General features: G+C 69.5%; 17 protein-coding genes. 7 read left to right on the top strand and 10 right to left on the bottom strand.

Annotation, left to right across the window (positions count from 1 at the left end; genetic code table 11):
- Positions 1-8: 8 nt before the first annotated feature.
- From ACFV2O_RS26985 to ACFV2O_RS26975, 3 genes are all read right to left on the bottom strand, one after another.
- The gene (locus tag ACFV2O_RS26985) at positions 9-1,361 is read right to left on the bottom strand and encodes a flavin monoamine oxidase family protein (RefSeq protein WP_355075691.1); all 1,353 of its coding nucleotides are present in this window, start codon (positions 1,359-1,361) and stop codon (positions 9-11) included.
- Between the two features lie 286 nt (positions 1,362-1,647).
- Positions 1,648-2,229: a TetR/AcrR family transcriptional regulator gene (locus ACFV2O_RS26980; protein ID WP_379254142.1), complete on the bottom strand. Its 582-nt coding sequence runs from the start codon at positions 2,227-2,229 to the stop codon at positions 1,648-1,650.
- A gap of 6 nt (positions 2,230-2,235) precedes the next feature.
- Positions 2,236-2,922, bottom strand: a complete 687-nt coding sequence (locus tag ACFV2O_RS26975) for a crotonase/enoyl-CoA hydratase family protein (RefSeq protein ID WP_379254141.1) — start codon at positions 2,920-2,922, stop codon at positions 2,236-2,238.
- 226 nt (positions 2,923-3,148) lie between these two features.
- On the opposite strand from ACFV2O_RS26975, the gene ACFV2O_RS26970 reads away from it, so the two are divergent.
- The gene (locus tag ACFV2O_RS26970; protein ID WP_379254140.1) at positions 3,149-4,396 is read left to right on the top strand and encodes a hypothetical protein; all 1,248 of its coding nucleotides are present in this window, start codon (positions 3,149-3,151) and stop codon (positions 4,394-4,396) included.
- Between the two features lie 5 nt (positions 4,397-4,401).
- Here the strand turns inward: ACFV2O_RS26970 and ACFV2O_RS26965 are convergent, their stop codons facing one another.
- The 4 genes from ACFV2O_RS26965 to ACFV2O_RS26950 form a co-directional block, all read right to left on the bottom strand.
- The gene (locus ACFV2O_RS26965) at positions 4,402-5,610 is read right to left on the bottom strand and encodes an ROK family transcriptional regulator (RefSeq protein WP_356966961.1); all 1,209 of its coding nucleotides are present in this window, start codon (positions 5,608-5,610) and stop codon (positions 4,402-4,404) included.
- A gap of 29 nt (positions 5,611-5,639) precedes the next feature.
- A complete protein-coding gene (locus ACFV2O_RS26960; RefSeq protein WP_379254139.1) occupies positions 5,640-6,878 on the bottom strand; it encodes a sugar ABC transporter permease in 1,239 nt (412 codons plus the stop codon).
- Entirely contained in the window at positions 6,875-7,648 is a 774-nt protein-coding gene (locus ACFV2O_RS26955; RefSeq protein WP_356966957.1) for an ATP-binding cassette domain-containing protein, read from the bottom strand. The genes ACFV2O_RS26960 and ACFV2O_RS26955 overlap by 4 nt, the downstream gene beginning before the upstream one ends.
- Positions 7,649-7,719: 71 nt before the next feature.
- The gene (locus ACFV2O_RS26950; RefSeq protein WP_379254138.1) at positions 7,720-8,796 is read right to left on the bottom strand and encodes a sugar ABC transporter substrate-binding protein; all 1,077 of its coding nucleotides are present in this window, start codon (positions 8,794-8,796) and stop codon (positions 7,720-7,722) included.
- A gap of 405 nt (positions 8,797-9,201) precedes the next feature.
- Here ACFV2O_RS26950 and ACFV2O_RS26945 point away from each other — a divergent pair, with 405 nt between their 5' ends.
- The 3 genes from ACFV2O_RS26945 to ACFV2O_RS26935 are packed head-to-tail and all read left to right on the top strand — an operon-like array spanning position 9,202 to position 11,805.
- The gene (locus ACFV2O_RS26945) at positions 9,202-9,525 is read left to right on the top strand and encodes a hypothetical protein (protein WP_355075675.1); all 324 of its coding nucleotides are present in this window, start codon (positions 9,202-9,204) and stop codon (positions 9,523-9,525) included.
- Complete coding sequence (locus tag ACFV2O_RS26940) at positions 9,522-10,826, top strand: hypothetical protein (protein WP_379254137.1); 1,305 nt, start codon at positions 9,522-9,524, stop codon at positions 10,824-10,826. Before ACFV2O_RS26945 ends, ACFV2O_RS26940 begins: the two co-directional genes overlap by 4 nt.
- Entirely contained in the window at positions 10,813-11,805 is a 993-nt protein-coding gene (locus ACFV2O_RS26935; RefSeq protein ID WP_379254136.1) for a hypothetical protein, read from the top strand. Before ACFV2O_RS26940 ends, ACFV2O_RS26935 begins: the two co-directional genes overlap by 14 nt.
- A 46-nt stretch (positions 11,806-11,851) precedes the next feature.
- Here ACFV2O_RS26935 and ACFV2O_RS26930 read toward each other — a convergent pair whose 3' ends face one another.
- Positions 11,852-12,262 (bottom strand): nitroreductase family deazaflavin-dependent oxidoreductase, encoded by a 411-nt coding sequence (locus tag ACFV2O_RS26930; RefSeq protein WP_355075669.1) that lies wholly within the window; start codon positions 12,260-12,262, stop codon positions 11,852-11,854.
- 113 nt (positions 12,263-12,375) lie between these two features.
- Here ACFV2O_RS26930 and ACFV2O_RS26925 point away from each other — a divergent pair, with 113 nt between their 5' ends.
- Both ACFV2O_RS26925 and ACFV2O_RS26920 read left to right on the top strand, forming a co-directional pair.
- Positions 12,376-13,032 carry a response regulator transcription factor gene (locus tag ACFV2O_RS26925; protein ID WP_379254135.1) on the top strand — a complete coding sequence of 219 codons (657 nt, stop codon included), beginning with the start codon at positions 12,376-12,378 and terminating at the stop codon, positions 13,030-13,032.
- A complete protein-coding gene (locus tag ACFV2O_RS26920) occupies positions 13,029-14,192 on the top strand; it encodes a sensor histidine kinase (RefSeq protein ID WP_379254134.1) in 1,164 nt (387 codons plus the stop codon). Before ACFV2O_RS26925 ends, ACFV2O_RS26920 begins: the two co-directional genes overlap by 4 nt.
- Before the next feature lie 39 nt (positions 14,193-14,231).
- Here ACFV2O_RS26920 and ACFV2O_RS26915 read toward each other — a convergent pair whose 3' ends face one another.
- Positions 14,232-14,609, bottom strand: coding sequence for a hemophore-related protein (locus ACFV2O_RS26915; RefSeq protein ID WP_364430061.1), 378 nt, complete (start codon positions 14,607-14,609; stop codon positions 14,232-14,234).
- Between the two features lie 165 nt (positions 14,610-14,774).
- Here ACFV2O_RS26915 and ACFV2O_RS26910 point away from each other — a divergent pair, with 165 nt between their 5' ends.
- Positions 14,775-15,587 (top strand): DUF1460 domain-containing protein, encoded by an 813-nt coding sequence (locus ACFV2O_RS26910; RefSeq protein ID WP_379254133.1) that lies wholly within the window; start codon positions 14,775-14,777, stop codon positions 15,585-15,587.
- A gap of 20 nt (positions 15,588-15,607) precedes the next feature.
- On the opposite strand, the gene ACFV2O_RS26905 is transcribed toward ACFV2O_RS26910, so the two are convergent.
- Positions 15,608-17,113, bottom strand: coding sequence for a flavin-containing monooxygenase (locus ACFV2O_RS26905; RefSeq protein WP_379254132.1), 1,506 nt, complete (start codon positions 17,111-17,113; stop codon positions 15,608-15,610).
- Between the last annotated feature and the right edge of the window lie 7 nt (positions 17,114-17,120).

Below are 17,120 nucleotides of genomic sequence, written 5' to 3'. Positions count from 1 at the left end.
CGCGGCAATCACGCCGTGGCCGTGGAGCGATCGGACGCGAGCACTTCGGCGGCCGCGCGCTCGCCCGAGCGGATCGCTCCCTCGATGTAGCCCGACCACTCCGTCGCGGTTTCGCTTCCGGCCCAGTGGATCGCACCGACCGGGTCGCGCAGCGCGGAGCCCGCGGTGGTCAGGACGCCCGGGGGGAAGAAGGCCCCGTAGCCGCCGCGCGTGTACGGATCGTCCGCCCATACCTTCTCGTGCCACTCGATCGGCTCGCGGGCGGCGTGCCCGAAGGCTCGGACGAGCGAACCGATGATCATGGCGCGACGCTCGGCCGGGGGCAGGGCGGCGAGCCGCTGAGCGGCCCGGCCGGGCACCAGCGCGCCGAGTACGCCCGGACCGCCGGGCCGGGTCGCGTCGAAGGTGACCGGCACCGGATCGTGCAGGTTCAGCGATTGGCCGGTGAGCAGGTCGTCCCGCCAGAACGGCCGCTCGTAGACCGCGAACGCTTTCAGCACCGAGCCCATCGGCATGCGCTGGGTCAATTGGTCGCGCGCGGCGGGCAGCGGCGGATCGTAGGCGATACGTCCGGCGAGGGTGGGCGGCACCGCCACGATCACGTGCTCGGCGTGCACGTCACCGGAGTCGGCACTCACCACAACGCCATCCGCTCGCCTGCGGATACGCGTCACCGGCACACCGAGACGCACCGCGTCCCCCAGTTCGGCGGCGACGGCCAGCGCGGGCCCGTCGGCGCCGTCGACGAACAGGCGGTTCACCGTCTCGGCGGCGACTCCGGCCTCGACGCCGCCCGCCGAACGGATCGTGGTGAGCAGACCGAGCATCGAGATGCTGCCGACGTCAACGCACAACTCCTCGCCGATCATCACCTCGGCCAGGTTCCGCGCCCGCCGCTCCGGCAGATTCCGGCGCAACCAGGTGGCCGCCGTCATCGCGTCCAGCCGATCGGCGCCCGGCGCGGCCCATGGCCGCGTGAGATCCACCCGTGCGGCCATCCGTTCCAGCCGCCACATCGCCTGGGCGAGCACGACGAGGACGAACGTCGGAAGCGGTGGGCGGGCTCCGGTGAAGCGCCGCCGGACCACGCCCTCGACCAGCAGGTCGACTCCTTCCGGCGGTGGGTACGTCGCGGCCCCGTACTCTTCGGCCAGCGCGGCGAATCGCGTGTGCGCGCCCGAGATCCACTGGCCGCCGAGGTCGACGGCCCATCCGGCGCCGACCCGCGCGGTCCGGGTGCGACCGCCGACGCGATCGCTCGCCTCCAGGACGACGACATCCCGGCCTACCGCTCGCAACGCCCGCGCCGCGCACAGCCCGGCATATCCCGCACCGACGACAACGACGTCCGTACGGTCCATGGTGGCCTCCCGTCGCAGCACCGAAACTCGACAACCACTGTTGATCACCCGTCGCCGTTCCGCAACCGATTCGCGGCGCATCGACGGGCCCCGATGCTCCCGACTCCCCGCCGCCCGGCGCGGTCCGACTGCACGCGAGACCGACCGGCGGTTCGGTGTCATCGACGGCTGCACATCTCGGGCTCGCCGAGGCGGGACGCGCCACTCGGCCGAAGCCGTGGCAAACGCGGTGTTCGCCGCATCGCACCCGAACCCGCTGCGCCGGTTGGCCTACGGCGGCCGCCGCCTAGCGAGTCAGCGTGGCGAGGGCGGCGATGGCGGCCTCTTGAAAGATCGCCGTCAGCGTGCGCGGTCGCGCCGTGACACGTCCGCGCACCCATTGCCTGCAGTACTCCTGCGCCGGTCCGGCGCAGATCGCATGGGCCATCGGATAGCCGCCGCCACCCGGTTCCGCGGTTCCGAGCAGCTCTCGATACCGGCGTGCCAGCGCATCGAAGAAGACCCGATTGTGCTGGGCGAGTTCTGGTTCCGCGAAGCCGGTCACCTCGTCCGGCAAGGTGGCGAACAGGAACCGGGCCAGGTCGCGACGGTCTTCCACCCAGCCGAGATGAGCCGCGAGCATCGCGCGGATCGCTTGCTCGGCGCCGACATCCGGCGCATCGAGGCACGCCAGCATCGTCCGCTGGTAGTCGAGCATCCCGGAGACATAGACCGCGGCGGCCAATTCGGCTTTCGAACCGAACGCGTGGAACATGCTGCCGCTGGACAAACCGAGCCGATCCCGCACACCGGCCACCGTGAACGACGCATACCCCTTGGCCAGGAGCTGTTCCGTGGCTTCGGCCAGAATGCGCTCGCGGGTGCGCACGGCGAGCTACCCGCCGAACTCGGCATCGATGCCGGAACGGACCGCGGCGAGCACCTGAGCGCGCACACGCAGCTTCGTACCCGTGTGCGCCGCGAAGTCGATTCCGGTCAACCGGTGCGCTTCGGCCGTCGCGCGCGTGCGCAGGTCATCGGCATCGGTGGTGAGCACGTCGAGAAAGCCCAGTTCTCTGGCTTCTTCGGGCGAGACCAGGATCCCGGTGTTCGCCGCCCGGTCGAAGCCAGGCGCGGTGAGCCGGTGCCGCGCCAGCTCCACACCGTAGTGCGGAATGGTCAGCCCGATCGCGACCTCGTTGAGACCCAGCTTGAAATCCCCCGCTACGCCGAACCGTACGTCCGTGGCCAGCAGCGTGAACGCGCCTTGGGCGATGGCATGCCCAGGGCATGCCGCCACGACGGGATACGGGAAGCCGAGCAGCCGGTGCACCAGGTTGCCGCCGGCACGCAAGGTGCGGCGGATGTCGTCGGCGGATCGGGAGAACGTCGCCAGGTCGTAGCCGGCGGAGAAAACGCGCGCGCGGCCGGTCAACAGGACGACCGCCCGGTCCGCCTCGGCCCGGTCCAGGGCGGCGGCGATGGCGCCGAGCATGTTCTCGGACATCACATTCGCCTTGCCGTCGTCCAGCGTGATCGTGGCGACGCCGCCGTCCAGCCGGTAGGTGACGAGTTCGGTCATGGCAGCCTCCTCTAGAGCAGGACTCTAGAGTATCACTCTAGGGGCCGCTGGCTAACCGCGAGCTGCGGGGTCGGACGACCGGACCCGAACAAGGTGTCGTTGTGACAACGACGCGAAACAGCGGCCAACGGCCGCCCGATACAGGAAACACACGATGCTGCCGAAAAAGCCTGGCGCGTCCGGGCTTCGGGCTAGCCTCTGGACAGGCTCAGGTGAAGGAAGCGACATGACCGCAGCAACCGTCATCCGCCCGCTGGCGCCGAGCGAGGCGATCTTCGCCAACAGCGAAGTACTCGTCGGCTACTCGATTCGGGTCGCGGGTCGGTTGGATCTCGCCGCGCTGTCGGCGGCGTTCGAAGCCGTGGTTCGCTCCCGTCCCATCCTCGGCGCCCACCTCGAGCCGGACGGCCGCGGCGGCCACCTGCTGCTCGAATCCCACGGCGCCACACCGGAGCTGACGGTCGCCGCGGGCGATCCCGAGCGGTTGCTCACCGGAGCCAGGCTGGACCAGCGCAGAGCGCTCTCCTCGCTGTGCGTGGTGCGGGACGGCGATACCGCCGGAATCACGTTGGTGACCCACCACAGCGTCGCGGATGCCTATCATTCGCTGGCCGTGTTCGGCGAGCTGTGGTCGTGCTACACCGACCGCACCGAGAGGCGATCCGCCGAACTGCCGCCGCACGGCTTCCCGCGGTCGGTGGAGGACCTGCTGCGCGAGCGCGGCGTGCGGAAGATCGACACACCGGTCATGCCGCACCGCCCGGTGGGCGTCGCTCGGAGCTACTCCGGCCCGGACGATCCCGATTACCTCGTCCCGCGCACCGCGCGCTGCAGACTGACCCGGCAGCAGACCACCGCGCTGATCGAACTCGGGCACCGGGAGCACACCACGATCAACGGTCTCGCCTCGGCCGCGATCCTGCTCACCGAGGCCGAGCTGCGCGGATTGCCGCTGACCGAGCTGGCCTACACCTACTCGGTCGACCTGCGTACCCGGGTGTCCCCGCCGATCGGGATGACCGAAGGCACCAACGTGCTCGGCTTCGCGAATTTCATCCCCGCGCCGCGGACCGGCACGACACTGGTCGAACTGGCCCGCGGCATCAGCGACACGCTGCGCGCCGGCCTGGACACCGGCATCGTGCAGCAGACCCCACTGCACATACCCGAGATCGCCGCCGGTCCCCCGCCGCGCGCACCGGGAATCGTGCTGGCCACCAATTGGGGACGAGTGCGCAGGCCTAGGGTGCCGGACGAGTTGCGGATCACCGACTTCCGCTCGATCATGCTCGGCAAGCCCGACAAGACCGGGCACCGGCTCCAGCAGCCGAGCGGCACCATCATCATCAGCACCTTCGACGACCGGCTGAGCATAGAGATCCACCACCCCGAGGAAACCACCGAGGAACAGCGGGTGCGGGTACGACTGCTCACCGCCCACCTGTCGGAGTTCAGCGCGGCGGGCGCCGCCTGAACCCGTCAAGCGCGCGCGGCCTGCTTGCGGGACAAGGTCTGCAACGGATCGGTGAGCACGTCGGTGAAGGCCAGTTCCGCGGCTCCGATCAAGGTCGCGTCGCCCGCCAGCGCGCTGGTGCGCAACCTGACCCGCTCGCGGACGGCTTGCAGGCCGTTCACCGCGACGCGGCTGCGCACCTGGGCCGCCGAGGCCAGATAGATCTCCCGCAGCACGCCACCGAACACCACCATCGACGGATTGAAGATGTTCACCAGATTGGCGACGCCGTAGCCGAGCCATTCACCGACCTGGTGCAGCGCGTCGCGGGCCACCGCGTCGCCACGGGCGGCGGACTCGACGATCGCGTCGACCGCCGCCTGTCCCGCCGGATCGGTCCGTCCCGCCGCGGCGATCAACCCGAGTTCACCCGCTTCGGCCTCGAGGCAGCCGCGGGAACCGCAGGCGCACGGCCGCCCACCGGGATTCACGATCATGTGCCCGACTTCCCCGCCGTAACCGCCTTCCCCGCCGAGCAATTCGCCATTCATGATGATGCCGCCGCCGATGCCGACATCACCGTGCAGGTAGATCAGGTTCGCCAAGCCTTCGCCCACACCGCGTTCGCGTTCGGCCAGCGCGCCGAGGTTGGCGTTGTTGCCGACCGCGACGCGGAGGCCGAGTGCGAGTTCCCGCGTCAGCTCGGCGCCGAACGCGACGTCCACCCAGCCGAGATTCGGCCCGTACCGCACGACGCCGTCCGCCTCGCGGACCATGCCGCAGAACGCGACCCCGACGCCGACGCACCGAGCGTCCGGAGCGGCCGCCGCGATCATCTCCCGCGCCATCGCCGCGAGCGCGGCGATCACGTCGTCCGGGTCGAACGCGCCGCCGGGACGGGCGGTCGCGGTGCGCTCGAGCACCGACCCGCCCAGTCCGACGCGTGCGGCGGCGAGCCGGTCCGCGCCGACGTCCAGCGCGACGACGTAGACCCGCTCGGCCTGCGGACGCACCACCAGCGACGGCCTGCCCGCCCGTCCGGTCTGGCCCGGCAATTCCTCGCTGACCAGGCCCGCCGCCGCCAGATCCGTGGTGAGCGCGAGAATCGTGCTGCGATTCAATCCCATTCGCTCGGCGAGCGCGGCACGCGACACCGCCCCGTCACGGTGGACGTGCCGCAGCAGCGCGGCGAGGTTGCGCGTGCGGATCTCATCGGGCGAAGGTGCTGCTCGCATTCACCGGGCTTTCGTCACAGGGCTGGGATTCATCGCCGCGGGAGCGCACGCTTACGGGAGAGGGCGTCCACTCCGGCCGCCAAGAGCAGCACAAATCCTGTCACAACGAATTTCGTGCCCGCGCTGTAGCCCATCAGCCCCATGCCGTTGTTGATCACGGCGACCACCGCGGCGCCGAGCACCGCGTCCAGCATCCGCCCGCGGCCGCCGAAGAGACTGGTGCCGCCGATCACCGCCGCGCCGACCGCGGTGAGCAGCACGTCGCTGCCGCCGGTGTTCGGGTCGACGGAGTTGGCGCGCGAGGCAGCGATCAGTCCGCCCACCGCCGCCATCGTCGAACACAGCACGAAGGCGGTGATCTTCACTCGATCCACCGCGATGCCCGCGCGCCGGGCGGCCTCCGCGTTGCCGCCGACGGCGTAGACGTGCCGCCCGAACGCGGTGCGGTCCAGCACGAACGTCCACAGCAGCAACAGCGCGGCGATCATCGGCACCACGATGGGCATCCCCGTCAGCGAGTGCACCGCGGGATTGCGGCTGCGCTCGCCGTTGAGCACCAGCACCGCCGCGCCGGCCACGAGCGCCAGCAGCACGACTCGCACCACGACCACACGCGCCGTCGTGCCGGTGAGCCCGAGTTTCGTGCGCGCCCGCCACTTCCGGTATTGCACGAGGGCGAAACCCGTGACCAGTGCCGCGTACAGCGCCCAGCCGAGCAAGGGCGGCACGTTCTTGTTCGCGATGGCGACGATCGTCTCGTCGCGGATGGAGATGTTGCGGCCGTTGTCCATGATCTTCAGCGCCACGCCCTGCAACGCGAGGAATGCCGCCAGCGTCACCACGAACGACGGGATCCCGATCTTCACCACGACCGTGCCGATCACCAGTCCGATCACCATCCCGGTGAGCAACGAGACCAGCACCGCCGAATACCACGGCCACCCTTCGTCGGTGAGCAGCACCGCGAGCACGGCGGCGCAGACCCCGCTGGTGAACCCGGCCGACAGGTCGATCTCCCCCAGCAGCAGCACGAAGATCAATCCCATCGCGATCACCGCGATCGCCGCGCCCTGGGTGAACAGATTGGCGAAATTGGCCTCGGACATGAAGACCGGGCGCGCCGCCCAGAAGACGGCCGACAGGACGACGAGCGCGATCACCGAGGGCAACGCCCCCATGTCGCCGCCGCGCACGCGGCCGACGTAGTCGCTCATCAGGTCGGTCACCTGCGCCGCCACCGGTCGCCGCTCGGTGGTCACCGCGGTCATCGGGTCGCTCCGCTCGCCTCGAGGCCGAGCGCGCCGCTACGGCCTGCCGTGATCAATTCGACGACCTGCGCGTGCGTCACGTCGGAGGTTCGTACCTGGGCGGCCATCCGGCCGAGATAGAGTGCGGCGATCCGGTCGGACACCGCGAAGACGTCGTTCATGTTGTGCGAGATCAGCACCACCGCCAGGCCCTGGTCGGCGAGCTTGCGGACCAGTTCGAGCACCTGCTGGGTCTGCGCGACGCCCAGCGCGGCCGTCGGCTCGTCCAGGATCACCACTTTGCTGTTCCACAGCACGGCTTTCGCGATGGCCACCGTCTGGCGCTGGCCGCCGGACAGGCTGGCGACCTGCTGCCGGACCGACTTGACGGTGCGCACCGACAGGCTCGCCAACGTCTTCTCGGCCAGTTCCTCCATCGCGTACTCGTCGAGCACGAGACCGCGCTTGCGCTCCCGGCCGAGGAACATGTTCTGGACGATGTCGAGGTTGTCGCAGAGCGCGAGGTCCTGGTAGACGATCTCGATGCCCAGCGCCGCCGCGTCGCGCGGGCTGTGCACCTGCACCGGCGCGCCATCGAAGAGGAACTCGCCCGCATCGATCGGATGGGTGCCGCCGATGCATTTGACCAGCGTGGACTTGCCCGCGCCGTTGTCGCCGACAAGTGCGGTCACTTCGCCGGGGAAGGCGCTGAAGGTGACCTCGTGCAGGACGTGGACCGGACCGAAACTTTTCTCTAATCCGCGTAATTCGATGACCGGCAGTTCGGACATGGGGTGGCTCCTCCGAAGGATGGAGCCCCTTCCGCAATCCCCTCATCGAACCGCGGAAGGGGCGTGCGATATCAGATCCCGTTGTCCGCGCAGAGTTTCGCGAACTCGCCGGTGCACAGCTCGGTCTTGGTGACATAGCCGTCGGCCACCACGTCCTTGACGTTGCGCGGGTAGATGGCCTTCGGTTCCAGCAGCACCGACGGCACGTCGGCGTTCGACTCCGGATCGCGCACGGTGCCGTTGGTCGTGCCGGGTTCCCCCTTCACCAGGCCCACCGCCAGTTTCGCGGTCGCGTCGGCCTCTTTCTGGATCGCCTTGTAGACGGTCATGCACTGGTCGCCCGCCAGCACATTCTGCAGTCCCTGCACCGTGGCGTCCTGCCCGCTGACCGGCACCTGACCGTTGAGCTTCTGCTTCTTCAGCACCGCGATCGCGGCGTTGGCCAATCCGTCGTTGGCCGCGACGACGCCTCCGATATCCGGCCTGCCGGTGAGCATCTGCTCGAAGATGGTGCCCGCTGTCGTGTTGTCCCACTCGGGGACAGCCTGGTCGGGGCCCTTGACGTACTGGCCCGCGTCGAATCGTGGCTTCAGCACACCGTCGTAGCCGGTCTTCAGCAGGGCGGCGTTGTTGTCGGTCGGTCCGCCGTTCAGGTACGCGACCACCGGGCGCACCGCGTTGTGATCGGTCAGGCACTGCGCGACTCCCGCACCGAGCAGCCTGCCGACCTTCACATTGTCGAAGGAGACGTAATACTGCGCGCCGCCGCCCAAGGTGAGCCGGTCGTAGTCGATCACGGTGACGCCCTGCGACTTCGCCTTCTGGATCACCGCTTTGCCGGTGCCGCTGTCCAGGTTGGTCATCACCAGTACCGAGACGCCGTTGGTGATCATCTGGTCGGCGATGGTCTGGAAGGCGTTCTTGTCGCCCTGGGCGTTCTGGATATCGGCCTTGACGCCAGCGGCTTCGAACGCCTGTTGCAGGTACTTGCGGTCCGCCGTCTCCCAGCGGGCGGAGGTCTTGCTGTCCGGAAGGATCACGCCGATCTGGGTTTTGCCGCCGGAGTCCCCGGAGTCGCCGCACGCGGTGAGCGTGGCGGCCAGGAGCGCGAACGACAGCGCGGCGGCGCTGAAGATGCCCTTACGCATAAGTGGGCCTTTCATCACCGGCCGGGACGATGCCCCGGCCGGTCGGAGTGGATCAAATGTTGTTCACAGCAACATATTGGACTGTGACGCAGCGCACAACAGCTAATTTGTTGTTCCGAATAACAATCTCGACACGCACGCGTTCGCTCAGGTGGACGCCACCGCGGCCGGATCGGCAAGGGGCGCAGGAGGGCTCATGAACAGGGATGTCGGCCGCCGCGCCAGGACGCGCCCGCGGACGCTTCGAGATGGCGCCCGCGCCGCGCGGAGTATCCGACACGCGAAAGAGTGGCCCGTGCGCGAAACCGACCACCGAGGAACAGGCGCATGGCGGGGCTTCGGCACAGTACCCTTGGCGGTGAATCATGGCGCGGTAGCGACAGACTGGGATCCGGGAGGGGAACAGTGGATACGCTCAGGCTCGACCCGGCGGCGGTGGCCGCCTACACCGCGATCGCGGACGCGGTGTCCGAACAATTGGCGTCGGCGGCCACGGTCGCCTCCGGCGCGGTGGATCCGGAACGGCTGGCCGCCGATCTCGGCGTCGTCGGCGCGGAATTCGCGGCGCGCTTCTCCGCGGCCGTGTCCGAACACGCCGAAGCGTTGTCGACGGCCGGACAGCTGGTCAGCGCATACGGCCGGGTGCTGCGCGGTTACAGCGAGAACGCGCAGGATGTCGACGCCGCGACGGCGAGCGCGATCACGCGGTCCGGAGAGGCACCGGCATGAGAAGCCTGATGGGACTGCGCAAACGCGCCCACACCACCCAGCCCGCCGCCGAGACCACCAGGCCGGTGAGCACCGAACCTGGCGTCGATCCGCCGATCGTCGCCGCGCTGGTCAAGCCACTGCTGACGCTGCGATCCGCACTCGGCACCGGTGTCGGCGTGCCGAGCGCGGCCGCGACCGGGGCGCTCTCGGCCGCCTCCGCCCAGGCGGCCGACACCGAAGGCCCGCACCGCGAAGGGCTGCACGCACTGGAATCGACCTGGACCTCCCAGGCCGCCGACAGCGCGGTGCCCGCGATGCGCACCACGCAGACCCAGATCGGCGACATCTCCGACCGAGGTCCGGCCTACCTGTCCGTTCTCGCCGACGCGCACGCCACCTCCGGGCGCGCGGCGCGGCGCGTCGACCAGATCATCGCCGACTTCCGGCGCGACGCGCGGGAGATCCTGGACAACGCGACCTCCGCACCGGAGACCGACGCCGTCATCACCCGCGCCACCCAGGCGCTGCGCGACGCGCTCACCACCGTGACGGCCGCGCGCACCGAAATGGACGACCACACCAGGAAACTCGACGAGATGGGACCGCTCACGGTCACCACGCCGTCCGGTGTCAGCCAGGGGCAAGCCGTCTATCCCGGTAGCACCGGGCAAGTCGTGCCCGGCACCACGACACCCGCCACCACACAGCCCATGGACCCGGCCATGGTCGCGCAACTGCAATTGCAGCAGCAGCTCATCTCCGCGGGGGTGGACCTCGGCACCACGGCCATCAACGCGGGCGTCGACATCGGCACACACATCATCGACAAGATCGCCGAGGTCGGCATCCACGGCATCGACACCGTCGCCGCGGCCGCGGACAAGGCGATCCCGGAACTGATCAACCCGGGCTCCACCACCAACTCCGGCACGACCGGCGACGACTCGAAGAATTCCTCGAAGTTGTTCGACTTCGGCGGATCGCCGGAGCACAAGTCGTCGACCAGCGGCCCGGGTTCGCCGATCCCGCCCGGCAATTCGTCGCCCGCCGCGCGAGCGGATGCGCCGAAGCCGGAGAGCAGGCCCGCGCCCGCGGTCGCGCCGCCCGCCGTCGACTCCGCGCCACCCGCGCCCGCGAGCAGCCCGGACCATCCCGCTCATCCCGGCCCGACCGGCGGCATGGTGGTACCGCCCGCTCCGCCGCCGGGCGGCGAAGACCAGGAGCACAAGCCGCGCGACGGACAACTCGGCGTGACCATCCCGTCCGCCGTGACAGCGGTCGTACCGGTGCTGGGCGAATTCGACGATGACGCCCCCTGACCGGGAGCATCCCAGTCAGGGCGCGAGCCAGGCCAATCCGTTCGACACGGGTCTGCCGATGCTGCGCATTCCGGCAGGCAAGCCGTCCAAACGACGTCGTTCACCCGGCCGGCGCAAGCAGGTTCGTCGTCGTGAGCCGCAGTACGAGGCGCAGGAGCCACCGCGCCCGCCGGAGCGGCAAGACACCCGGCCGCGCCTCGGCGAGTGGGAGCAATGGCTCGAACCCGCGCCCGCCGCTGTGCGACCGCCGCAACCCGTTGCCCCGCAGCAGCGCGGCGCACCCACCGAGCCGGTGCAGGCCGAGCCCGAGGACGGCCACGTCACGGCGCCCGTCATCGTCAACCGATCCGGCATTCATCCCGGCACCCCGGTGCGCCACCCGCGGCGCACCGAACAGCAACGCGGCAACCGCTCGCTGACGGTCTTGATCGTGCTCGCCATCGTGATCGCCACCGTCTCGATCGGCCTGGCCATGATCTATGGCTCCGAGGCGAATTCGCGCACAGCGGCGGCGACATCACCGCCGCGCGCGGCCGGACCCGCGCCGACCACCTCGACGTCCACCTCACGGGTCAGGCCGCCGTGGGCCATCGCCACGCCGGGATGCGAGCAGAAACGCACCGCCGACGTCGTCTCCGGCACCGATCCGGGCGGCACCGGCAACGGCCCCGACGCCATCTTCGCCTTCGAGTACGCCTACTACGCCGAACGATCCGGGTACCGGGCTCGCGCGGTGGTCGCCCCCGACGCGGCGGTATCGCCCGCCGACCAGATCCAGCGCGGCATCAACCAGGTGCCTGCGGGCACCCGATACTGCGTGCAGATTTCCCGGGCCGGGGACGGCCCCGACGGCCAGGCACGGTGGGAGGTCCGCTTGACGCAGCAGTTCCCCGGCGAGGAGGCGAACACCTTCACGCAGTTCATCACGACCCGTACCGGCACGGATCAAACGCTGATCACCGGAATCACGGCAGGCTGACGCTTCGGTTCGGCCACGATCGGGAACGGCGCCGCCCCAGCTCCGCTCAGTGCGGCGTCAGCTTGACGACGGGAATCACCCGGTCGGTCTTCTCCTGGTATTCGGCGAAGCCGGGCATCACCTCGACCATGGCGGCGTAGAGACGGTCGCGCTCCGCGCCTTCGGTGACCGGAGTCGCGGTCGCCGCCAGGGTCTCGGTGCCGATCTCGAGCGTGACCTCCGGGTTCGCCCGGACGTTGTGGAACCAGTCGGGATTGGTCGGAGCGCCCGCTTTGGAGGCGATCACCACGATGTCGTCGCCGTCGCGAACGAACGCGAGCGGATTGGTGCGCGGGCGACCCGACTTCGCGCCGGTGCTGGTCAGCAACAGCAATTCGCGACCGGCGAAGGGGCCGCCGACCTTGCCCTGGTTGGCGCGAAATTCCTCGATGATCTGGGTGTTCCAGTCGCCTGCCATGGCTTGTCTCTCCTGGGAGTCGGGTGCGCCGGTTCGTCCGCGAGCCTACCCAGATCTGCCCGCCGGGGCCGGACTAACGTCCACCCAACAGCGGTAGAGGGCACGATGGCGGGGTGCGGGTACTTGTTGTCGAGGACGAGAGATTGCTGGCCGACGCGATCGCCGACGGGTTGCGCAGGCATGCCATGGCGGTCGACGTGGTGTACGACGGCGCCGCGGCGCTGGAACGTACCGGCGTGCACGACTACGACGTGGTGGTACTCGACCGGGATCTGCCCGGCGTCTCCGGCGACGAGGTGTGCGGCACGCTGGTCGAGTCCGGCGGCTCGGCCCGGATTCTGATGCTGACGGCCGCGAGCGCGGTGGCGGAGCGGGTAGCCGGTCTGGGGCTTGGCGCCGACGACTATCTGACCAAGCCGTTCGCCTTCGCCGAACTGGTCGCCCGAATCCAGGCGCTCGGGCGGCGGGCACGCAGCGCCGCTCCCCCGGTGCTGGAGCGGTCCGGCATCCGGCTCGACCAGCACCGGTTCGCCGTCACCAGGAACGGTGAACCGCTCACCCTGTCGCGCAAAGAATTCGCGGTGCTGGCCGAACTGCTGCGCGCGGACGGCGGCGTCGTCTCGGCCGAGCAGCTGCTGGAGAAGGCATGGGACGAGCACATCGACCCGTTCACCGGCGTGGTGCGGTACACGATCATGAACGTGCGGCGGAAGCTGGGCGACCCGCGGCTGATCGAGACCGAGCCCGGCGTCGGATACCGGATCCGATGAGCGGGCGCACGATCCGGCTGCGGCTCACGCTGCTGTACGCGACGGCGTTCTTCCTGGCCGGCGCGGTACTGATCGCGTTGATGTACTTCTACCTGAATCAGTCGCTGGAGCGACGGCCCGGCGGCGGTGCGCAGCAAGTGGTGCGGGAGTATCTCCTCGAGCGGGCGGAGCGCAACCGTGCTCCGGTGTCCGCGGAACTGTTCAAGGCGCTCGGCGAGCAAGCCCAGCGGAATCGGCGGGACACCTTGCGCGCCATGCTGGTGTGGTCGCTGGTATCTCTGGGCGCGGTGGGGATCGCCGCAGGTGGGTTCGGCTGGTTGCTGGCCGGACGCGCCCTGCATCCCTTGCAGCGGATCACCGCGACCGCGCGGCGCGTGGCCGACACCAGCCTGCACGAGCGCATCGCCCTCGACGGTCCGCAGGACGAGATCAAGGATCTGGCAGACACCTTCGACGCGATGCTGGAGCGCCTGGACCGGGCCTTCGACGGACAGCGCCGATTCGTGGCGAACGCCTCCCACGAACTGCGCACACCGCTGACCATCAACCGGACCCTGATCGAGGTGGCGTTGGAAGACCCCGAGGTTCCCGAGTCCACCCGCAGGCTCGGCGCCACGCTCCTCGAGGTCAACCGCCGTCACGAACGGCTCATCGACGGCCTCCTGGTGCTGGCCACCAGCGAACAGCGGCTGACCGAACACCGCCGCGCCGACCTCGCCGACCTCGCCGCCGACGCGGTCGGGACCAGAGCCGAACGGCCAGGGGCCGAGATCACCGCCGATCTCGAAACCGCGCCCGTGCAGGGAGATCCGCTCTTGCTGGAACGCCTCGTCCACAATCTGCTCGACAACGCGGTGCGCTACAACCTGCCCGAGAACGGCTGGGTGAGCATCCGGACCAGAACGGCAGGCGAGCGCGCGGTGCTCGCCGTGGCGAACAGCGGTCCCCCGGTGCCCGCGTTCGAAGTCGACAGTCTCTTCGAACCGTTCCGCAGACTCGCCACCGCCGAACGCTCGGCCGATTCCGATACCCGCGGCGCCGGGCTCGGCTTGTCGATCGTGCGCTCGGTCGCACAGGCCCACGGCGGCGTCGTTCACGCGACGGCCCGCCAGGAGGGCGGTCTGGCGGTCACCGTCGACCTCCCCCGCGCGCGGGCGTAGCGAGGTGCGGGCGAGTCCGACACCTCGCCCGCAGCGTGCTCAGTAGTTGTGGCAGGTGTCGGCGATGACGCGCAGCTTCTCGCGGTGCTGCTGCGCCTCCGGCGAGTTGCGGCGCTCCTCGAACCTGGCCTTGGCCTCCGGGTGCTTGTCCAGGAATTCCTTGGCGCGCTGCTTGCGCTGCTCGACCGGGAGACTCAGGAGCTCCTGGAGTTTCGCCTTCCGGTCCGGGTGCGCGTCGAGCCGGGCGGCGGCGTCGGGGAACTGGGCATGGACGGCGGCATCGATCTGGGCGAAGCTGCACGTCGTCTCCAGCAGTCCGCCCGGCTGCGGCTGCGCGGAGGCGGTCGCCGGAACCAGCAGCGCGCCCGCGGCGAGCAGACCGCCCAGAGCGAAGGTGGCTCGAACGATTCTCGTCATGTCGGATAACCCTTTCGGTGGGGACGTGGGGCCACCACCTCGTGACCCGGCGTTCAGTCCACCAGAAGGGGTGTTTGGACGGCGCTAGGTCTTGCCGACCCTCATCACCTACCGTTGGTGTCGCTGTCGTGTACGGATCGGCCGGCCCACTCCGCTGGAGGCGTCTTGCGCACCATCGCTCGTGTACTGCTCGTCCTCGTGGCCCTTGTCTGCGCCGCGGTGTCCACACCGACCGTGGCACTCGGCGCTCCGGAGGCCGTGCGCCTCGACGACGTCACCGCGAGAAAGCTCGACGAATTGCTGTCGCTGCGCGCTCAGGCGCCCGCGTCGGCGAGCAAGGCGGAACTGATCGAGCTGCTGTCGCGCCGGTTCCTCGGCACGCCCTACGGCGCGAACATGCTCGTCGGATCGGCGACCCAGCCCGAACAGCTGGTCATCGACTTGCGCCGGGTGGACTGCTTCACCTTCCTCGATTACGTCGAGGCGCTCACCCGCTCCACCGACCGCGAGCAGTTCACGACGAACCTGATCCGCACGCGCTACGCGGGCGGCCACGTGGACTTCCAGCAGCGCAAGCACTTCTTCACCGACTGGTCGAACGTCACCGACGTCGCGGCCACCGACATCACGGCGACGTTGAGCACCGCTGCGGTGACCGTCACCGAACACCTCAACGCGAAAGCCGACGGCGGCACCTATCTTCCGGGGCTGCCCGTGGTCGATCGCGCGATCACCTACATTCCCAGCGCCGCGGTCGGCCAGGACGTCGTGAGCGGGCTGCGCACCGGCGACTACATCGGCGCCTATGCCGACCAACCGGGCCTGGACGTCACCCACGTCGGCATCTTCGTCATGACCGACGCCGGTCCGGTCTTCCGCAACGCGTCCTCGCTCGCGGGCAATGACAAGGTGGTGGACTCGCCCTTCGCGGAGTACGTGCGGTCGACACCGGGCATCGTCGTACTCCGGGCGCGCTGACCCCACTCCTCCGTTACGGGTCAGGCGACGGGCACCGGCCGCCGAACGGCCGATTTCGGCGTCGCGGTGAGCGTCTTGTCCAAGTCGGTGCGCAGCGTGGTCGCCGAGTCGAGCAGGTAGTTCTGGCGCACCTTCCACGGATGACGGCCGCCTTGCCGGGGAAAGTCGCCGATGGAGCGCTGGACGTAACCGGAGGCCAGATCAAGCAGCGGGTGCTCCTCGAGCGTGCCCCGTGGCTCTGGCACCACGGAGGCGTAACCCTTGCGGTCCATGTGGTTGAGCACCTTGCAGACCAGCCGGGAGGTGAGGTCGGCGCGCAACGTCCACGACGCGTTGGTGTACCCGATGCACACGGCGAAGTTGGGGACGCCGGTGAGCATGGCTCCCTGCCAGACGAACTGCTCGGACAAGTCGACCCGCACGCCGTCGACACTGGGCGCGATGCCGCCGAAGGCGAGCAGTCGCAGCCCGGTCGCGGTGATCACGACGTCCGCATCCAGCACCCGGCCGGACTTCAGCCGGATGCCCTCCGGCACGAAGCTGTCGATGTGATCGGTGACGACCTCGGCCTTGCCTTTCTTCATGGCTTTGAAGAAGTCCGCGTCCGGGACCGCGCACAGACGCTGGTCCCAGGGGTTGTAGCTGGGCGTGAAGTGCTCGGCGACGGCCTGTTCGTCCTTCAGGATGCGCGTGGTGAGGCCGGTGAGCAGCTTGCGCGCCGCCTCCGGCCTGCGACGGCAGTACTGGTAGAAGCCGATGCCGAACAGGATGTTCTTGGTTCGGATCAGCCGATGCGCGGGCCGCGGCGGCAGCAGCTCGCGGATCTTGTCGGCCACTTTGTCCCGCCCCGGGACGGCGCTGATCCAGGTCGGCGAGCGTTGCAGCATCGTCACCAGCTCCGCCTGCTCCGCCATCGCCGGGACCAGGGTGACCGCGGTCGCGCCGCTGCCGATCACGACGACGCGCTTGCCGCGATAGTCGAAGTCCTCGGGCCAGAACTGCGGGTGCACCACCTCGCCCGCGAACGACGCGATGCCGGGGAATTCCGGTGCGTGCGGCTGGTCGTAGTTGTAGTACCCGGCGCAGGCGTAGAGGAAGCCGCAGGTCAGCGTGCGCGTCTCGGTGGAGCCGGTCGCGTCGCGCTGCTCGAGCGTCAGCGTCCAGCGCGCGGCGCCGCTGTCCCAATCGGCCGCGAGGACCTTGGTGCGGAAGCGGATGTGCCGGTCGATGCCGTTCTCGGTCGCGGTGTCGGTGATGTAGCGCAGGATCGACGGACCGTCCGCGATCGACTTGGCGTCCCGCCACGGCTTGAACGGGTAGCCGAGGGTGAACATGTCGGAGTCCGAGCGGATGCCCGGGTAGCGGAACAGGTCCCAGGTGCCGCCCAGCGTGTCGCGGGCCTCGAGGATGGCGTAGGTCTTGCCACTGCACTCGGTCTGCAAGCGGTAGGCAGCGCCGATACCGGATAGTCCCGCGCCGACGATCACGACATCGAGGTGTTCCGGTGCTGTGTCGGTCTGCGTCATGTGTCCA

It is taken from the genome of Nocardia sp. NPDC059691, assembly GCF_042733915.1.
Lineage (GTDB): Bacteria > Actinomycetota > Actinomycetes > Mycobacteriales > Mycobacteriaceae > Nocardia > Nocardia sichangensis.
This window is presented reverse-complemented; position numbering and strand designations above follow the sequence as displayed.